11 protein-coding genes are annotated in these 15231 nt (G+C 72.9%); 5 read left to right on the top strand and 6 right to left on the bottom strand.

Going from position 1 to position 15231, the window contains the following annotated elements:
- Positions 1–5 precede the first annotated feature (5 nt).
- The gene (locus QOZ88_RS11375) at positions 6–1475 is read left to right on the top strand and encodes a phytoene desaturase family protein (RefSeq protein WP_305999882.1); all 1470 of its coding nucleotides are present in this window, start codon (positions 6–8) and stop codon (positions 1473–1475) included.
- Between the two features lie 65 nt (positions 1476–1540).
- On the opposite strand, the gene QOZ88_RS11370 is transcribed toward QOZ88_RS11375, so the two are convergent.
- On the bottom strand, positions 1541–1675 hold the full coding sequence (locus QOZ88_RS11370) for a hypothetical protein (RefSeq protein ID WP_305999881.1): 135 nt from the start codon (positions 1673–1675) through the stop codon (positions 1541–1543).
- 131 nt (positions 1676–1806) lie between these two features.
- Between QOZ88_RS11370 and QOZ88_RS11365 the strand changes: the two genes are divergently transcribed.
- The 4 genes from QOZ88_RS11365 to QOZ88_RS11350 all read left to right on the top strand — a co-directional run bounded on the left by QOZ88_RS11365 (position 1807) and on the right by QOZ88_RS11350 (position 5444).
- Positions 1807–2322, top strand: coding sequence for a MarR family winged helix-turn-helix transcriptional regulator (locus QOZ88_RS11365; RefSeq protein ID WP_305999880.1), 516 nt, complete (start codon positions 1807–1809; stop codon positions 2320–2322).
- A gap of 40 nt (positions 2323–2362) precedes the next feature.
- Positions 2363–4042, top strand: a complete 1680-nt coding sequence (locus QOZ88_RS11360) for an acyl-CoA mutase large subunit family protein (RefSeq protein WP_305999879.1) — start codon at positions 2363–2365, stop codon at positions 4040–4042.
- Between the two features lie 186 nt (positions 4043–4228).
- The gene (locus QOZ88_RS11355; protein WP_305999878.1) at positions 4229–4435 is read left to right on the top strand and encodes a VOC family protein; all 207 of its coding nucleotides are present in this window, start codon (positions 4229–4231) and stop codon (positions 4433–4435) included.
- Positions 4436–4481: 46 nt separating this feature from the next.
- Positions 4482–5444, top strand: coding sequence for a tetratricopeptide repeat protein (locus tag QOZ88_RS11350; RefSeq protein ID WP_305999877.1), 963 nt, complete (start codon positions 4482–4484; stop codon positions 5442–5444).
- Positions 5445–5455: 11 nt separating this feature from the next.
- Here QOZ88_RS11350 and QOZ88_RS11345 read toward each other — a convergent pair whose 3' ends face one another.
- The 5 genes from QOZ88_RS11345 to QOZ88_RS11325 form a co-directional block, all read right to left on the bottom strand.
- Entirely contained in the window at positions 5456–6847 is a 1392-nt protein-coding gene (locus QOZ88_RS11345) for a neutral zinc metallopeptidase (protein ID WP_305999876.1), read from the bottom strand.
- Positions 6848–6965: 118 nt separating this feature from the next.
- Positions 6966–9869, bottom strand: coding sequence for a 1,4-alpha-glucan branching protein GlgB (gene glgB, locus QOZ88_RS11340; protein WP_305999875.1), 2904 nt, complete (start codon positions 9867–9869; stop codon positions 6966–6968).
- Positions 9870–9922: 53 nt separating this feature from the next.
- The gene (locus QOZ88_RS11335; protein WP_305999874.1) at positions 9923–11290 is read right to left on the bottom strand and encodes a maltokinase N-terminal cap-like domain-containing protein; all 1368 of its coding nucleotides are present in this window, start codon (positions 11288–11290) and stop codon (positions 9923–9925) included.
- Entirely contained in the window at positions 11287–13104 is a 1818-nt protein-coding gene (treS, locus tag QOZ88_RS11330; RefSeq protein ID WP_305999873.1) for a maltose alpha-D-glucosyltransferase, read from the bottom strand. Before treS ends, QOZ88_RS11335 begins: the two co-directional genes overlap by 4 nt.
- A gap of 93 nt (positions 13105–13197) precedes the next feature.
- On the bottom strand, positions 13198–15231 hold the full coding sequence (locus tag QOZ88_RS11325; RefSeq protein ID WP_305999872.1) for an alpha-1,4-glucan--maltose-1-phosphate maltosyltransferase: 2034 nt from the start codon (positions 15229–15231) through the stop codon (positions 13198–13200).

Below are 15231 nucleotides of genomic sequence, written 5' to 3'. Positions count from 1 at the left end.
CGGCAGTGAACGGCACGGCGGACGCCGTCGTCGTCGGAGCAGGGCCCAACGGGCTGGCCGCTGCCCTCCGCCTGGCCGCCGCCGGCCTGCGGGTGCAGGTGGTCGAGGCGGGCGAGCGGCCCGGTGGCGGGATGCGCACCGAGGAGCTCATGCGCCCCGGGTTCCACCACGACGTCTGCTCGACGGTGCAGCCGCTGGCCGCCGCGGCGCCCTTCTTCCGCGAGTTCGACCTGCCGGCGCGGGGCGTGCGCCTGGTGCACCCGGAGGTCAACTTCGCGCACCCGCTGGACGGCGGCCGCGCGGCGGTCTCCCACCGCTCCCTGGAAGAGACCGCGGCCGGCCTCGGGGTGGACGCCGACGGGTACCGCCGGCTGTTCGAGCCGCTCGTGGAGCACGGCGCCGACATCGTCGACTTCTTCCTCACCAGCCGGCTGCGCAGCCTGCCGACGCGCAGCCCGCTGCAGATCGCGACGTTCGGGCTCACCGGCCTGCCCAACGTCCGCTGGCTGGCGCACCGGTACTTCGGCACCCCGGAGGGGCGGGCGCTCATCGCCGGTGCCGCGGCCCACGGGATGCTGGACCTGCGCCAGCCGCTGACCTCGGCGCTCGGCATGCTGCTCGCGATGCTGTCCCACCACGCCGGGTGGCCGCTGGTCGAGGGCGGATCGCAGAAGCTCGCCGACGCCATGGTGACCGCCCTGGAGGAGCAGGGCGGCGAGGTGGTGACCGGCCACCTGGTCACCGACCTGCGCGAGTTCGAGGGCGTGCCCGCCGTGCTGCTCGACACCTCGCCGGATGCGTTCGTGGCGATGGCCGGGGACCGGGTGCACGAGGGCTACCGCCGCTGGGTGCAGCGGTACCGGCACGGCGCCGGCGTCTTCAAGATCGACTGGATCCTGTCCGAGCCGGTGCCGTGGGCCAACGCCGACGTCCGCCGCGCCGGGACCGTCCACGTCGCCGGGACCCTGGAGGAGACGATCGCCGGGGAGCGGGCGCCCAACGAGGGGCGGGTCACCGACCGGCCCTACGTGCTCGCCGTCCAGCCCACCGTGCCCGACCCCAGCCGCGCCCCGGACGGCGGGCACATCTTCTGGGCCTACGTGCACGTGCCGCACGGCTCCGACGTCGACATGACCGACGCGATCGAGCAGCAGGTCGAGCGGTTCGCGCCCGGCTTCCGCGACACGATCGTCGACCGCCACACCAAGAACGCCGTCGCCATGGAGCAGTGGAACCCCAGCTACCTGGGCGGCGACATCTCCAACGGGCAGACCACCCTCTGGCAGATGCTCGCCCGGCCGGTCCCGCGCTGGAACACCTACAAGACGCCGGCCCGCGGGGTGTACCTGGCGTCGTCGGCCACCCCGCCCGGCCCCGCCGTCCACGGTGCCTGCGGCGACCAGGCCGCACGCGTGGCCCTGGCCGAGGTGTTCGGTGTGCGGCACGTCCCGCCGCTGCGCCCGCCGCTGCGCTGAGCGGTCCCGCCCGTTGTCGAGCGGGCGTGGGGTCGGGCGGCCCGGACCCGACGCGTCGTCGGCAGTCAGTGGACGAGCCGCAGGGCTGCGGCGATGCGGGCGATCAGCTGCACCGGTTCGGCGAGGTCCTCCGCGGTCACGAAGACCACGGTCCAGCCGGCCGCGGCGAGGCCGTTCCGGCGCCGGCGGTCCCGGGCCACGTTCTGCCGCTCGCCGTGCCACCGCCCCTCGTACTCGACCGCGAGCCGGTGGTCCGGGGGTCGACACCACGACGAGTCGACACCGGCCGAGGGCGGCGGCGTGGGACCGGTGCGCAGGTAGCGTGCCGCGCATGGTCCGACCGCTGGGGCTGCCGTTCGACCCGATCGAGCGCGCCGGGGAGAAGTGGGAGAAGCACTTCGGCCCGTCGTCGGCGATGCGGGCGGCGACGTCGGTCTTCCGCGTCCAGCAGATCCTGCTCGCCCGCTTCGACGAGGTGCTGCGCCCGCTGGAGCTGACGTTCGCCCGCTACGAGGTCCTCGTGCTGCTCACCTTCAGCCGGTCGGGGGAGCTGCCGCTGAAGGTGATCGGCAGCCGGCTCATGGTGCACCCGACCAGCGTCACCAACGCCATCGACCGGCTGGTGGCCGCGGGGTACGTCGACCGCCGCCCCAACCCCGCCGACGGCCGCGGTGTCCTGGCCGCGATCACCGACCGCGGCCGCGCCGTCGTCGAGGAGGGCACGCGGGCGCTGACCGCGCTCGACTTCGGGCTGGGGGACCTCGCGGAGGAGGAGCACGAGGCGCTGTTCACGACGCTGCGCCGGGCGCGGCTGGGCGCCGGGGACGTCGCCGGCGACGCGCCGTGACGCTCGACACACGATAGTTGGACGTCCTAGCATCTTCGGCATGAGCGACGACGCCCGGCAGCGGTGGCAGCAGCGGTATGACGCGGCGCTGGCCGCGGGGCGGGTGCGTGACGCGGACTTCACCACGCTCTCGGGCGTGGAGGTCGACCCGGTGTACGGCCCCGCCGACGAGCGCACCGTCGAGGGCTTCGAGCGGATCGGCTACCCGGGCGAGTTCCCGTTCACCCGGGGCCTGCACGCCACGGGCTACCGCGGGCGGGCCTGGACCATCCGGCAGTTCGCCGGCTTCGGCAACGCCAAGCAGACCAACGAGCGCTACAAGATGATCCTGGCCGAGGGCGGCGGCGGGCTCTCGGTCGCGTTCGACATGCCCACGCTCATGGGCCGCGACTCCGACGACCCGCGCAGCCTCGGGGAGGTCGGGCACTGCGGCGTGGCCGTGGACACCGCCGTCGACATGGACGTGCTCTTCGACGGCATCGACCTCGAGGCCACCACGACGTCGATGACCATCAGCGGCCCCGCCGTCCCGGTCTTCTGCATGTATCTGGTCGCCGCCGAACGCCAGGGCGCCGACCTCGGCCGCCTCAACGGCACGCTGCAGACCGACATCTTCAAGGAGTACATCGCGCAGAAGGAGTGGCTCTTCCCGCCGGAGCCGCACCTGCGCCTGATCGGCGACCTCATGGAGTACTGCGCCGAGCACATCCCGGCGTACAAGCCGATCAGCGTCTCCGGCTACCACATCCGCGAAGCCGGTTCGACGGCCGCGCAGGAGCTCGCGTACACGCTGGCCGACGGCTTCGCCTACGTGGAGCTGGGGCTCTCCCGCGGCCTGGACGTCGAGCAGTTCGCCCCCGGGCTGTCGTTCTTCTTCGACGCGCACGTCGACTTCTTCGAGGAGATCGCCAAGTTCCGCGCCGCCCGCCGCATCTGGGCGCGCTGGCTGCGCGACGTCTACGGCGCCCGGACCGAGAAGGCGCAGCAGCTGCGCTTCCACACCCAGACCGCCGGCGTCAGCCTCACCGCCCAGCAGCCGGACAACAACATCACCCGGACGGCGGTGGAGGCGCTGGCCGCGGTCCTCGGCGGCACCCAGTCGCTGCACACCAACGCCCTCGACGAGGTGCTGGCGCTGCCCAGCGCCAAGGCCGCGCAGATCGCGCTGCGCACCCAGCAGGTGATCGCCGAGGAGACCGGCGTCATGAACGTCGCCGACCCGCTCGGCGGCTCCTGGTACGTCGAGGCGCTCACCGACGAGCTCGAGCGCCAGGCGGAGGAGATCTTCGCCCGCATCCGCGACATGGGCACCGACGGCACGATGACCTCGGGCATCCTGCGGGGCATCGAGGACGGCTGGTTCACCGGCGAGATCGCCGAGGCCGCGTTCGTCTACCAGCGGGCCCTGGAGAAGGGCGACAAGAAGGTCGTCGGCGTCAACACGCTGGTCGGCTCGGTGGACGCCCACGACAAGCTGGACATCCTGCGGGTCAGCCACCAGGTGGAGGTCGAGCAGAAGGCCGAGCTGGCCGGCCGCCGGCAGCAGCGGGACGACGACGCCGTACGTGCGGCCATCGTGCGCATGGTCGAGGTGGCGCGCACCGAGGCGAACATGGTCCCCGCGATGCTCGACGCCGTGCGAGCCGAGGCCTCTCTCGGCGAGATCTGCGACGCCCTCCGCGCGGAGTGGGGCGGCTACACCGAGCCCGCCCGATTCTGAGCTGTGGCATCGCGGTCCTCCGGACCGCACCGCGGCCACGTGCCGTCCCCGACGGGCGCTGAGCCGCTCCTCGGCACACCTCGGGGAGCCTCCGGCCCCCGCTCGGCGTACCGACCTCGCAGGGCGGCGGCAGCGCGCCTCCTCGGGAACCCTCCGGGCCCCGCTCGTCGGAGCGCGGACGGCAAGGTGGGGAGCCTCCGGCGCGACAGCGAGCCGCCGACGGCGGGCGGCCCGCTCGTGCTGCTGTTCTCCGCGGACCTCGACGCGAGCGTCGCCGCGGTGGAGGCCGCCGGTGGGCGCGTGGTCGAGGGCCCGTACGAGTTCCCGGGCGGGCGCCGGTTCCACTTCGAGGATCCCAGCGGCAACCAGCTGGGCGTCTGGGCGGAGGGCTGAGCCCCGGCCCGGACACGCCCGGACCCGCGGTGGGATGATCGAGGTCATGCAGCCCACCCGCCCCGGACGTCCCGACCCGCGCGCGCAGGCGCAGCAGGCCCAGGTGGCCGCCGCCATGGCCGGCGCCGTCGACCTCGCCGCCGTCAAGGCGCGCTCGGAGGCCGCAGCGCGCGCCCAGGCCGCCCCGCCGCCGAGCGCCACCGCGCCGGCGGGTGCCCCGGGGGGTGCGGTCGTCGACGTCACCGAGGCCACCTTCCAGACCGAGGTGCTGGACCGGTCGTTCCAGGTGCCGGTCGTGCTCGACCTGTGGGCCGAGTGGTGCGGGCCGTGCAAGCAGCTCTCCCCGGTGCTCGAGCGGCTGGCCGTCGAGGGCGGCGGCTCCTGGGTGCTGGCGAAGGTCGACGTCGAGGCCAACCCGGCGCTGGCCCAGGGGCTGCGCGTGCAGGGCATCCCCGCCGTCAAGGCGGTGTGGCAGGGGCAGCTGGTCGCCGAGTTCACCGGGGCGATCCCCGAGGAGCAGGCCCGCCAGTTCGTCACAGAGCTGGTGCAGGCCACCACCGGTGGGGCGGTCCCGGGCGCCGAGCCGCAGCAGGAGGCGGAGGACCCCCGGCTGGACGCCGCCGAGGCCGCCCTGGAGCGCGGTGACCTGGCCGCGGCCGAGGCCGCCTACCAGGCGGTCCTCGCCGAGGAGCCCGACCACCCCGACGCCGGCATCGCGCTGCGCCAGGTGCAGCTGTTCCGCCGGGCCGAGGAGGCCGGCCCCGACGCGCTCGCCGCCGCGGACGCCGCGCCCGACGACGTCGCCGCGCAGACCCGCGCCGCCGACTTCCTGCTGGGCACCGGCAACATCGAGGCGGCCTTCGACCGGCTGCTCGACGTGGTCCGCCGCACCGGGGGAGAGCACCGGGACGAGGCGCGCAAGCACCTGGTGGAGCTCTTCGCGGTCGTCGGCGACGCCGACCCCCGCGTCGCGACGGCCCGCCGCCAGCTCACCGCCGCGCTCTTCTAGACGGCGGGGGGTCAGACCCCGATCCCGCAGGCCGCTCCGCCGTCCAGGAAACCGTTCCGGAAGGCGCCGACCAGCTCGAAGCCCGAGGCGTCGGTGCCGGGGAAGACCTCGTCCTCGACGCCGTACCGCAGCAGGAACTGGACGGCCTCGTCGAGGTCGCCGGGGCTGATCTCGGCGCCGACGACGTCGGAGAACTCGGCGTTGTACCACTGCGCCTGGTACCAGCCGGTGAGGCAGACGGCCGACCGGGTGGCCTCGCCGTCGTCGACCGTGAGACCGGCCTGATCCCGCACCGCCAGGGCGTAGGGGAGGGCCATGGCGGTGGCGAGAGCGAAGTCGCCGATCTCGTCGTAGGCGGGCACCGCCAGGTCGGTCTCGTCGATGTAGACGGTCCGGTCGTCGGCGCAGTAGCCCAGGTCCCGGCCGTCGAGCCCGTCGCAGCCCGGCGCGCTGCCGACGAAGCCGGCGATCTCGGGCTCCTCGAACTCCCCGCCGAACGCGGCCGGGAAGACCTCGCCCCAGAAGACGGGCAGGGTGGCGCCGACCCAGTCCACGATGTCGGCGAAGTCGGCGTTCCCCTGGTCGAGGTCGGTGGGCGTGAAGGCCGCGGCGGTGAACAGCCGGTCCGCGCCGAATGCATCGCGGCAGGTGCCCAGGCCGCGCTCGAAGCCGTCGTAGAACGCGGAGACCCGGTCGAAGTAGGAGCCGTGGGCCTCGACGTCGTCCGGGTCGCTACCCACGTCGTCGCGGAGCAGGAGGAACCCCCGGACGACGTCGTCGAGCTCGGGCTCGCGCAGCGAGAGGTGGGCGGCCCGGCCGTCGGCGACCCAGCGCGTCCACGCCCCGGCCAGGCAGTCGGCCTGGGTCTCGTCCTGGATGCTGCGGCCGGACTCGGCGAACCCGAAGCGCCCCTGCATCGCATGGCCGAACTCGTGCGCCATCACCACGGGCACCAGGAAGCGGCCGTAGTCGTCGGAGAGCTCCTGCAGCAGGGCGCGGTCGTAGGCGATGACGTCGCAGGTGGGGTCGTAGAACGCGTTGCCGGCGACGTCCTCCGGTGCGGTGTACGAGCCCTCGCAGCCGATCCCGGTCCCGGGGTAGGCGCTCTCGTCGAGGGCCTCGGAGTCGACCGAGAAGTAGCCGCCCGCCAGGGGCGTGTACTCCTCGCCGAAGTACTCGGGGTAGGCCTGCGCCCAGAAGGCGTCGAGGTCGGCCAGGGCGTTGCGGGCGAACTGGTCGATGGGCTCGTCGCCCGCTCCCGTGACGGGGAACTCGCCGGCGGTCACGTCGGTCGGCCCGTCGTCCGGCGGTGTCGCCTGCCCCCGCACGGTGCCGGCGGCGCAACCGGTGAGCACCAGCGCCGCGACGACCACGGGGGCCACCCGGTGCAGCAGCTGTCTCATCGGGCGGTTCCTCCACGTGCGGCGCGGGCGTGCGCCGCACAGCATGCCCGGTGGGCCGGGGGAGCGGCCACCACCCGGCCGCACCGGAGCGGCGCGGCCGGGTGGAGACGACGGTCGATCAGCCCTCGTGCAGGAACCAGACGGTGCCCAGCGGAGGTGCGGAGATGGTCGCCGAGTACGGCTGGCCGTGCCAGGGCTCCGGCTCGGCCTCGATCCCGCCGTAGTTGCCGACGCCGGACCCGCCGTACCCCTCGGCGTCGGAGTTCAGCACCTCGCGCCACTGGCCGGGGCGGGGCAGCCCGATGCGGTACTCGTGGTGGGGGGCGCCGGAGAAGTTGACGACGCAGGCCAGCGCCGAGCCCTGCGCGGCCTCCTCGGCGGCCCTCTCCTCGACGGGGGCGGCGGGGCCGTCGCCCTGCTGCGCGGCGCCGTAGCGGAGGAAGGAGAGCACGTTGCCCGAGGCGTCGTTGGCGTCGATCCACTGGAACCCGGCCGGGTCGACGTCCAGCGACCAGAGGGCGTCGAGCTCCTTGTAGCGGCCGTTGAGGTCGGTGACCAGCTGCAGGATGCCGCGGTGCGCGGGGTCGTCGAGGTGCCACCAGTCCAGCGAGCGGCTCTCCGCCCACTCCGAGTCCTGGGCGAACTCCGACCCCATGAACAGCAGCTGCTTGCCCGGGTGGGCCCACATGTAGGCCAGGTAGGCCCGGAGGTTGGCCAGCTGCTGCCAGCGGTCCCCGGGCATCTTCCGCAGCATCGAGCCCTTGCCGTACACGACCTCGTCGTGGCTGATCGGCAGGACGTAGTTCTCGCTGTACGCGTAGTGCATCGAGAACGTGAGCTGGCCGTGGTGGTAGCTGCGGTAGATCGGCTCGCGCTCGACGTAGGCGAGCGAGTCGTGCATCCAGCCCATGTTCCACTTGAACCCGAAGCCCAGGCCGCCCAGGTGGGTGGGCCGGGTGACCCCCGGCCAGGCGGTGGACTCCTCGGCGATCGTCATGACGCCGGGGACCTCGCGGTAGACGGTGGCGTTGAACTCCTGCAGGAAGGCCACCGCCTCCAGGTTCTCCCGGCCGCCGTACTTGTTGGGCAGCCACTCGCTGCGGGAGTAGTCCAGGTAGAGCATCGAGGCCACCGCGTCCACGCGGATGCCGTCGATGTGGAACTCCTTGCACCAGTACAGCGCATTGGCGACCAGGAAGTTGCGGACCTCGGAGCGGCCGAAGTCGAAGACGTAGGTACCCCAGTCCAGCTGCTCGCCACGGCGCGGGTCACCGTGCTCGTAGAGCGGCGTGCCGTCGAAGCGGGCCAGCGCCCACTCGTCCTTGGGGAAGTGGGCGGGCACCCAGTCGACGATGACGCCGATGCCGGCCTGGTGCGCCCGGTCGATCAGGTAGCGCAGGTCGTCCGGGGAGCCGTAGCGGGACGTCGGCGCGTAGTAGGAGGTGACCTGGTAGCCCCAGGAGCCGCCGAACGGGTGCTCGGCCAGCGGCATGAACTCGATGTGGGTGAACCCGGCGTCGCGGACGTAGTCGACGAGCTCGTCGGCCATCTCGCGGTAGGACAGCCCCTGGCGCCAGGAGCCGGCGTGCACCTCGTAGACGCTCATCGGCCGCTGGTGCCAGCCGGCTTCGGCCCGCTGCTCGAGCCAGCTGTCGTCGGCCCACTCGTAGGTGGATGCGGTGACGACGGAGGCGTTCAGCGGCGGCACCTCGGTGGCGAAGGCGAGCGGGTCGGCCTTCTCCCGCCAGGTGCCGTCGGCGCCGAGCACGTGGTAGCGGTACCGGGTGCCGACCTGCGCGCCCGGGATGAAGATCTCCCAGACGCCGGAGGACCCGAGCATCCGCATGGGGTAGGCGCGGGCCTCCCAGTAGTCGAAGTCGCCGGTGACCTTGACGCCCTGGGCGCTGGGCGCCCAGACGGCGAAGGAGACGCCCTCGACCGTGCCGCGCGGGGTCTCGTAGCGCCGGACGTGCGCGCCGAGCACCTCCCACAGCCGCTCGTGGCGTCCTTCGCGGATGAGGTGCTCGTCGAGCGGCCCGAGGGTGGGCAGCCAGCGGAAGGGGTCGTCGACCGTGTGCGTCGTCGTCCCGCCCTGGCCGTCGCCGTAGACGACCTCGATCCGGTAGTCCCCGGGCTGGCGCGGGAGCGACGCCTCGTAGACGCCGCCGTGCAGCTGCGCCGCCTCGTAGCGGCTCCCGTCCTCGTCGAGGACGGCGACGCTGACGGCGTCCGGGCGCAGCGTGCGCACCGCCCAGCCGTCATCGGTGCGGTGGGCGCCGAGGATGCGGTGCGGGTCGCGCGACCAGCCCTCGACGATCGCCCGGAGGTCGTCCTCGCCGAACTCCTCGACGTCGGCGTCCCCGGCCGCGCCGGCGGTGGTGCCCCCCGCGGGGGAGCCGCCCGCGGGGGATCCGTCGCCGGTCGGGGCAACCGCGGTCGGGATGCCGGCGGTCGGGGCATCCGCGGTCGGGGTGCCGGCGGTGGACGGGGCGTCGGCCGGGAGGACCGGCGCCGCGGGCTCCGCGGACCCGTCGGAGGCCGCCCGGTCCTCGTCCGGGGCCTGCGGGGTGGGCGGCGTCGCCGGGTCGGGGTCGGGGGCGACCGGCTGGCCGGCCGGGGCGCCGGTGCCGTCACCGGGCTCGGCGATCGGTGCCGGTGCGACCACCGGGTTGGCGGTGACCTCGGTGTCCTCGCCGCCCTGCTCCGGGGTGGCCTCGGTGGCGGTGGGCGCGGCGGCGACCTTCTTGGCCGTCGACCGCTTCGCCGCCGTCGCCTTCGTGTCGGTGGCCGCCTCGGCCGGCGCCGCCTTCTTCGCCGGGGCCGCCTTCTTGGCGGCCGCGGTCTTCTTCGCGGGCGCCGCCTTCTTGGCCGCGGCCCGCTTGGTGCTCTTCTTGGCCGGCTCGGCGTTCACCGGCGGCTCGCTGCCCGCGGCCGCCTCCGCCTGCGCCACCTTCTCCTCCACGGCGCGCTGCAGATCGTCCTTGCCGGCCACGGGGCTCTCGCCTCGGTCGTCGGTCGTCATCGTCTCGCCGTCCTTCGTCCGTTCTCGGTGCTCTGGTCCGTCGGTTCGGGAGCTCAGCCGCGACCGGCGAGCCGGGCGATCGACTGGAGCGGGATCATCAGCCAGTGCGGACGGTTCCTCGCCTCGTAGACGCATTCGTAAACCGCCTTGTCGGCCTCGAACGCCCGAAGGAGTGGTGACTCCCCGCACGGGTCCATCCCGCTGGCCTCCGAGTAGCCGGCGCAGAACGCGGCCCGGTTGCGGGCCGCCCACTCCTGGGCGCGGTACTCGCGCTGGGTGTCCTCCGGCTGCTCGACGAGCAGGTGCCGGGCGGCGTAGTCGAAGCTGCGGAGCATCCCGGCGACGTCGCGCAGCGGACTGTCGAGCTCGCGGCGGGCGGCCAGCGCGCGGGCCGGCTCGCCCTCGAAGTCGAGGATGATCCAGCCCGTGGCCGTGCGCAGTACCTGACCCAGGTGGAGGTCGCCGTGCACCCGCTGCCGCACGACCGGCTCCTCGCTGCCGGCGACGGCGGCGTACACCTGCCGCAGCGCCTCGGCGTGCTCCTGCAGCTGCGGCACGATCTCGACCGCGGCGTCCAGCCGGTCCGACATCTGCTGGGCGACGGTGCCCAGCCAGCCGGCCGCGGCCTCCTCGGTGGGCAGGACCCGCGCCAGGTCGGCGTGCACCGAGGCGGTCGCGGCGCCCAGCCGCTCGCTGTCGGCGGCGAAGTCGCCGCCGACCTCGTCGGCGTGCAGGTCGCCCTCGGCGTAGAGGTCGCGGACGCTCGCGGTGGCCAGCCGCCACCCGTCGCTGGCGTTGGGGACGAAGGTCTGCAGCATCGCGACCGTGGCCGGGTCCCCGCCCTGCGGGTCGTCGATCTCGATGTGGCCCAGGAGCGCGGCGATGTGCGGGTTGTCCGCCCGGCGCAGCGCGTCGTGGATCTCGACGTCGGGGTTGAGCCCCGGCTCCAGCCGCCGGAAGAGCTTGAGGATCGCCTCCTGGCCGTAGACCAGCGAGGTGTTGCTCTGCTCGGTGGAGACGATGTCGCCCGGCAGGCCCTCGGGGATGTCGCCCTCGCCGGCGGGGGAGAAGCGCATCGGCCCGATGGCCGACCCCTGGGCCAGGTGGATCAACCAGGGCGCGGTGGACTCCCGGTCGCGCATCGCGTCGTAGGCGTAGGTCTCGTTGCCCTCGTTCGCGACCGCGCCGACGAGCGCCTGCTCGAGGTCCTCGGCCGGGTGGTCACGCCAGGACAGCGGTACCAGGTAGGTCTCCACGACGTCATCGGTGTACCGGATGCGGACCCGGTGCACCGAGAGGACCGGGTTCCCCCGGTCGAGGAAGAACCCGTCCTCGGTGACCTCGGCCCACTCGCGGCCCTTGCCACCGAACCACCGCTGGTGCGGGATCCAGTCGCGGAACAGGTCGGTCAGCGCGCTCATCGGACATCTCCGGACTCGTCGGACGGCTCGTCGGCGGCGCTGACCACGCCCGCGGCCAGCAGGGTGTCGGCCACTGCGCTGGACGTCGCGTTGGCCCAGTCCTCGTGCTCGTCGGGAGCGGGTTCGATCGGCTTGGCGAGCTCGAACCAGTAGAAGCCGTGCCCGGCGAGGGTCAGCATGTACGGCAGGACGCCGATCTGCGGGAACTCCACCCGCCCGGTGAGCTCGATCGGCGTGTAGCCCTCGAACTCGCGCAGGTCCAGCTCCACCGGCTGCGGGAAGCGCGAGAGGTTGTTGACGCACAGCACGATGTCGTCGCCGAACCGGCGGACGAACGAGAGCACCGTCGGGTTGCGGGAGCCGACCTCCTCGAAGGTGCCCAGCCCGAAGGTGGGGTGCTGCCCGCGGACCTGGATCATCCGCCGGACCCACTGGAGCAGCGAGTTGCTGTTGCGCAGCTGCGACTCCACGTTGGTGACCTGGTAGCCGTACACCGGGTCCTGGTTCAGCGGCAGGTTCATGCGCTGCGGGTCGGCGGTGGAGAAGCCGCCGTTGCGGTCCGGCGTCCACTGCATCGGGGTGCGGACGCCGTCGCGGTCACCGAGCCAGATGTTGTCGCCCATCCCGATCTCGTCGCCGTAGTACAGGACCGGGGAGCCCGGCAGCGACAGGAGCAGGGCGTTGAACAGCTCGAGGGTGTTGACGTCGTTGTCCAGCAGCGGGGCCAGCCGCCGGCGGATGCCGATGTTGGCCTTCATGCGGGGGTCCTTGGCGTACTCGGCCCACATGTAGTCGCGTTCCTCGTCGGTGACCATCTCGAGCGTCAGCTCGTCGTGGTTGCGGAGGAAGACCCCCCAGGTGCAGTTCTCGGGGATGTCCGGCGTCTGGGCCATGATCTCCGAGATCGGGAAGCGCTGCTCGCGCCGGACGGCCATGAACAGGCGCGGCATCACCGGGAAGTGGAAGGCCATCTGGCACTCGTCGCCGTCCTCGCCGAAGTACTCGACGACGTCGGCCGGCCACTGGTTGGCCTCGCAGAGCAGCACGGTGTCGGGGTAGTCGGCGTCGACGACCTTGCGCACCTGCTTGAGGAACTCGTGGGTGCGCGGCAGGTTCTCGCAGTTGGTGCCCTCCTCCTCGAAGAGGTAGGGCACGGCGTCGAGGCGGAAGCCGTCGATCCCGAGGTCCAGCCAGAAGCGCAGGGCGTCGATGATCGCCTCCCGCACCTTCGGGTTCTCGAAGTTGAGGTCGGGCTGGTGCGAGAAGAACCGGTGCCAGAAGTACTGCTTGCGCACCGGGTCGAAGCTCCAGTTGGAGCTCTCGGTGTCGACGAAGATGATGCGGGCGTCGGCGTAGCCGCTGTCGTCGTCGGCCCAGACGTAGAAATCGCCGTAGGGGCCGTCGGGGTCGCTCCGGCTGGCCTGGAACCAGGGGTGCTGGTCCGAGGTGTGGTTCATGACGAAGTCGATGATCACGCGCATGCCGCGGGCGTGGGCCTCGTCGAGGAACTCCTTGAAGTCCTCGATCGTGCCGAACTCCGGCAGCACCGCGGTGTAGTCGCTGACGTCGTAGCCGCCGTCCCGCAGCGGGGAGGCGAAGAACGGCGGCAGCCAGAGGCAGTCGACGCCGAGCCACTGCAGGTAGTCCAGCTTGTCGCGCATGCCGCGCAGGTCGCCGACGCCGTCGGCGTTGCTGTCGGCGAAGCCGCGGACGAGCACCTCGTAGAAGACCGCGCGCTTGTACCACTCGGGGTCGGTGCCCGGCGGTGGCAGGGCGGACCGGTTCGCGGGTGCGTCGGGGACGGGAACGGTCATCGGGAGCGGGTTCCCCTCTCGGTGGGAGGCCCTGTCCGGGCCGCACCCCTCGCGTGCTCGGGGTGGGCCCCGGACGGGACCGGGAAGCGGTGGCTAGGCGACTGGCGGGGGGAACTGGACGGGTCGCGGGAAGCTGAGCGAGAAGACGTGCGCCGGCTCCCGGTAGGGGTCCAGCTCCACGTAGTTGAACTGGCCCCAGTCGTAGCGGGCACCGGTCAGCTCGTCGGTGACGCCGAAGCGCTCGTGCCAGTCCAGGCCGAGCGCCGGGAGGTCCAGCGCCGTCGTCCCGATCTGCGTGTCCCGGCTGGACAGGTTCACGACGACCAGGACGGCGTCGTCCGACGCCGGATCGGTCTTGGAGAAGCAGAGCAGGTTGGGGTTGTCGACCTGGTGGAACCGCAGCGTGCGCAGCTGCTGCAGCGCCGGGTGGGCGCGCCGCACCTCGTTGAGGCGCCGCAGGTAGGGGGCAAGGCTCCGCCCCGACTCCTCCGCGCCGGCCCAGTCGCGCGGCCGGAGGACGTACTTCTCGCTGTTCAGGTACTCCTCGCTGCCCGGCTTCACCGCCACGTGCTCGAACAGCTCGAAGCCGGAGTAGACGCCCCACGTCGGGCTCATCATCGACGCGAGCACGGCGCGGATCTTGAACATCGGCGGGCCGCCGAACTGCAGCGACTCGTGGAGGATGTCCGGGGTGTTCACGAAGAAGTTCGGCCGCATGTAGTGGCTGTTGGCGGCCAGCTCCCGGCCGTACTCCTCGAGCTCCTCGCGTCCGGTCCGCCACGTGAAGTAGGTGTAGGACTGCGTGAACCCGAGCCGGGCGAGCTGGTGCATCATCGCCGGCCGGGTGAACGCCTCGGCGAGGAAGAGCACGTCGGGGTGGCTCTGCTTGACGTCCCAGATCAGCCAGTGCCAGAAGTTCAGCGGCTTGGTGTGCGGGTTGTCGACGCGGAAGATCGTCACACCGGCGTCGATCCACACCTGGAGCACCCGGCGGCACTCGGCGTAGATGCCCTCGGGGTCGTTGTCGAAGTTGACCGGGTAGATGTCCTGGTACTTCTTCGGCGGGTTCTCCGCGTAGGCGATCGTGCCGTCGGGCTTGGTGGTGAACCACTCCGGGTGCTCGGCCACCCAGGGGTGGTCCGGGGCCGCCTGGAGCGCGAAGTCCAGGGCCACCTCCATGCCCAGCTCGCGGGTGCGGGCGACGAAGGCCCTGAAGTCGTCCATCGTGCCCAGCTGCGGGTGGACGGCATCGTGCCCGCCCTCGGCGCTGCCGATCGCCCACGGCGAGCCGACGTCGTCCGGACCGATCTCGTGCGGGTTGCCGCCGGGGAACTGGCTGGAGTTCGGTCCCTTGCGGTTCACCGTGCCGATCGGGTGGATCGGCGGCAGGTAGACGATGTCGAAGCCCATGTCGGCGACGGCCGGCAGCCGGTCGGCGGCCGTGGTGAAGGTGCCGTGGGTGGGCACCCCGGCCACCACCGGGCCCTCCGACCGCGGGAAGAACTCGTACCAGGAGCCGAAGAGGGCCTCCTCGCGGTCCACCCACACCTCGTAGGGCTGCGAGCGGGTGACCAGCTCGCGCACCGGGTGCTCGTGCAGGTAGCGCTGCAGGCCGGCGGCGAGCGCCGGGGCGATCCGGACGGTGAGCTCCTGCGAGGTGTCCCGCAGCGCGGCGGCCGCGGCCTCGACGCGGCTGCGCCACTCGTCGTCGGCGTCCGCGGCCACGCGGTCGAGCAGCCGGGCGCCCTCCTCGAGGTCGTTGGCCAGCTCGTCCGGGCCCTGGCCGGCCTCGACCTTCACCTCGACGGCGTGCCGCCAGGTGGCCAGCGGGTCGCTCCACGCCTCGACGCGGAAGGTCCACCGCCCCTCGCGGTCGGGCACGACCGTGGTGAGCCACCGGTCCGGCTCGGGGGGCAGCTTCGCCATGCGCAGGAAGGGCCCGCTCGCCTCGTCGCCGCCCGGCGGCGTCCAGACGACGTTGGCCGCGACGGCGTCGTGGCCCTCGCGGAAGACGGTGGCGGTGATCGGGACGTGCTCGCCGATCACGGCGCGGGCGGAGAAGGACCCGCAGGACACGACGGGGGCGACATCGGTGATGCCGAGGCGGAGATCAGGGCGGCCAGTCAT

The sequence above is a fragment of the Blastococcus carthaginiensis genome (genome assembly GCF_030731085.1).
Classification (GTDB): domain Bacteria; phylum Actinomycetota; class Actinomycetes; order Mycobacteriales; family Geodermatophilaceae; genus Blastococcus; species Blastococcus carthaginiensis.
Note: the sequence above shows the minus strand (reverse complement) of the source record. Positions and strands in the feature narration are given on the sequence as shown.

Excerpts from the sequence above, each read along its gene's own strand:
- QOZ88_RS11365 (WP_305999880.1), top strand. The coding sequence starts at position 1,807 with ATGGTCCGACCGCTGGGGCTGCCGTTCGACCCGATCGAGCGCGCCGGG.
- QOZ88_RS11360 (WP_305999879.1), top strand. The coding sequence starts at position 2,363 with ATGAGCGACGACGCCCGGCAGCGGTGGCAGCAGCGGTATGACGCGGCG.
- QOZ88_RS11350 (WP_305999877.1), top strand. The coding sequence starts at position 4,482 with ATGCAGCCCACCCGCCCCGGACGTCCCGACCCGCGCGCGCAGGCGCAG.
- QOZ88_RS11345 (WP_305999876.1), bottom strand. The coding sequence starts at position 6,847 with ATGAGACAGCTGCTGCACCGGGTGGCCCCCGTGGTCGTCGCGGCGCTG.
- glgB (WP_305999875.1), bottom strand. The coding sequence starts at position 9,869 with ATGACGACCGACGACCGAGGCGAGAGCCCCGTGGCCGGCAAGGACGAT.
- QOZ88_RS11335 (WP_305999874.1), bottom strand. The coding sequence starts at position 11,290 with ATGAGCGCGCTGACCGACCTGTTCCGCGACTGGATCCCGCACCAGCGG.
- treS (WP_305999873.1), bottom strand. The coding sequence starts at position 13,104 with ATGACCGTTCCCGTCCCCGACGCACCCGCGAACCGGTCCGCCCTGCCA.
- QOZ88_RS11325 (WP_305999872.1), bottom strand. The coding sequence starts at position 15,231 with ATGACTGGCCGCCCTGATCTCCGCCTCGGCATCACCGATGTCGCCCCC.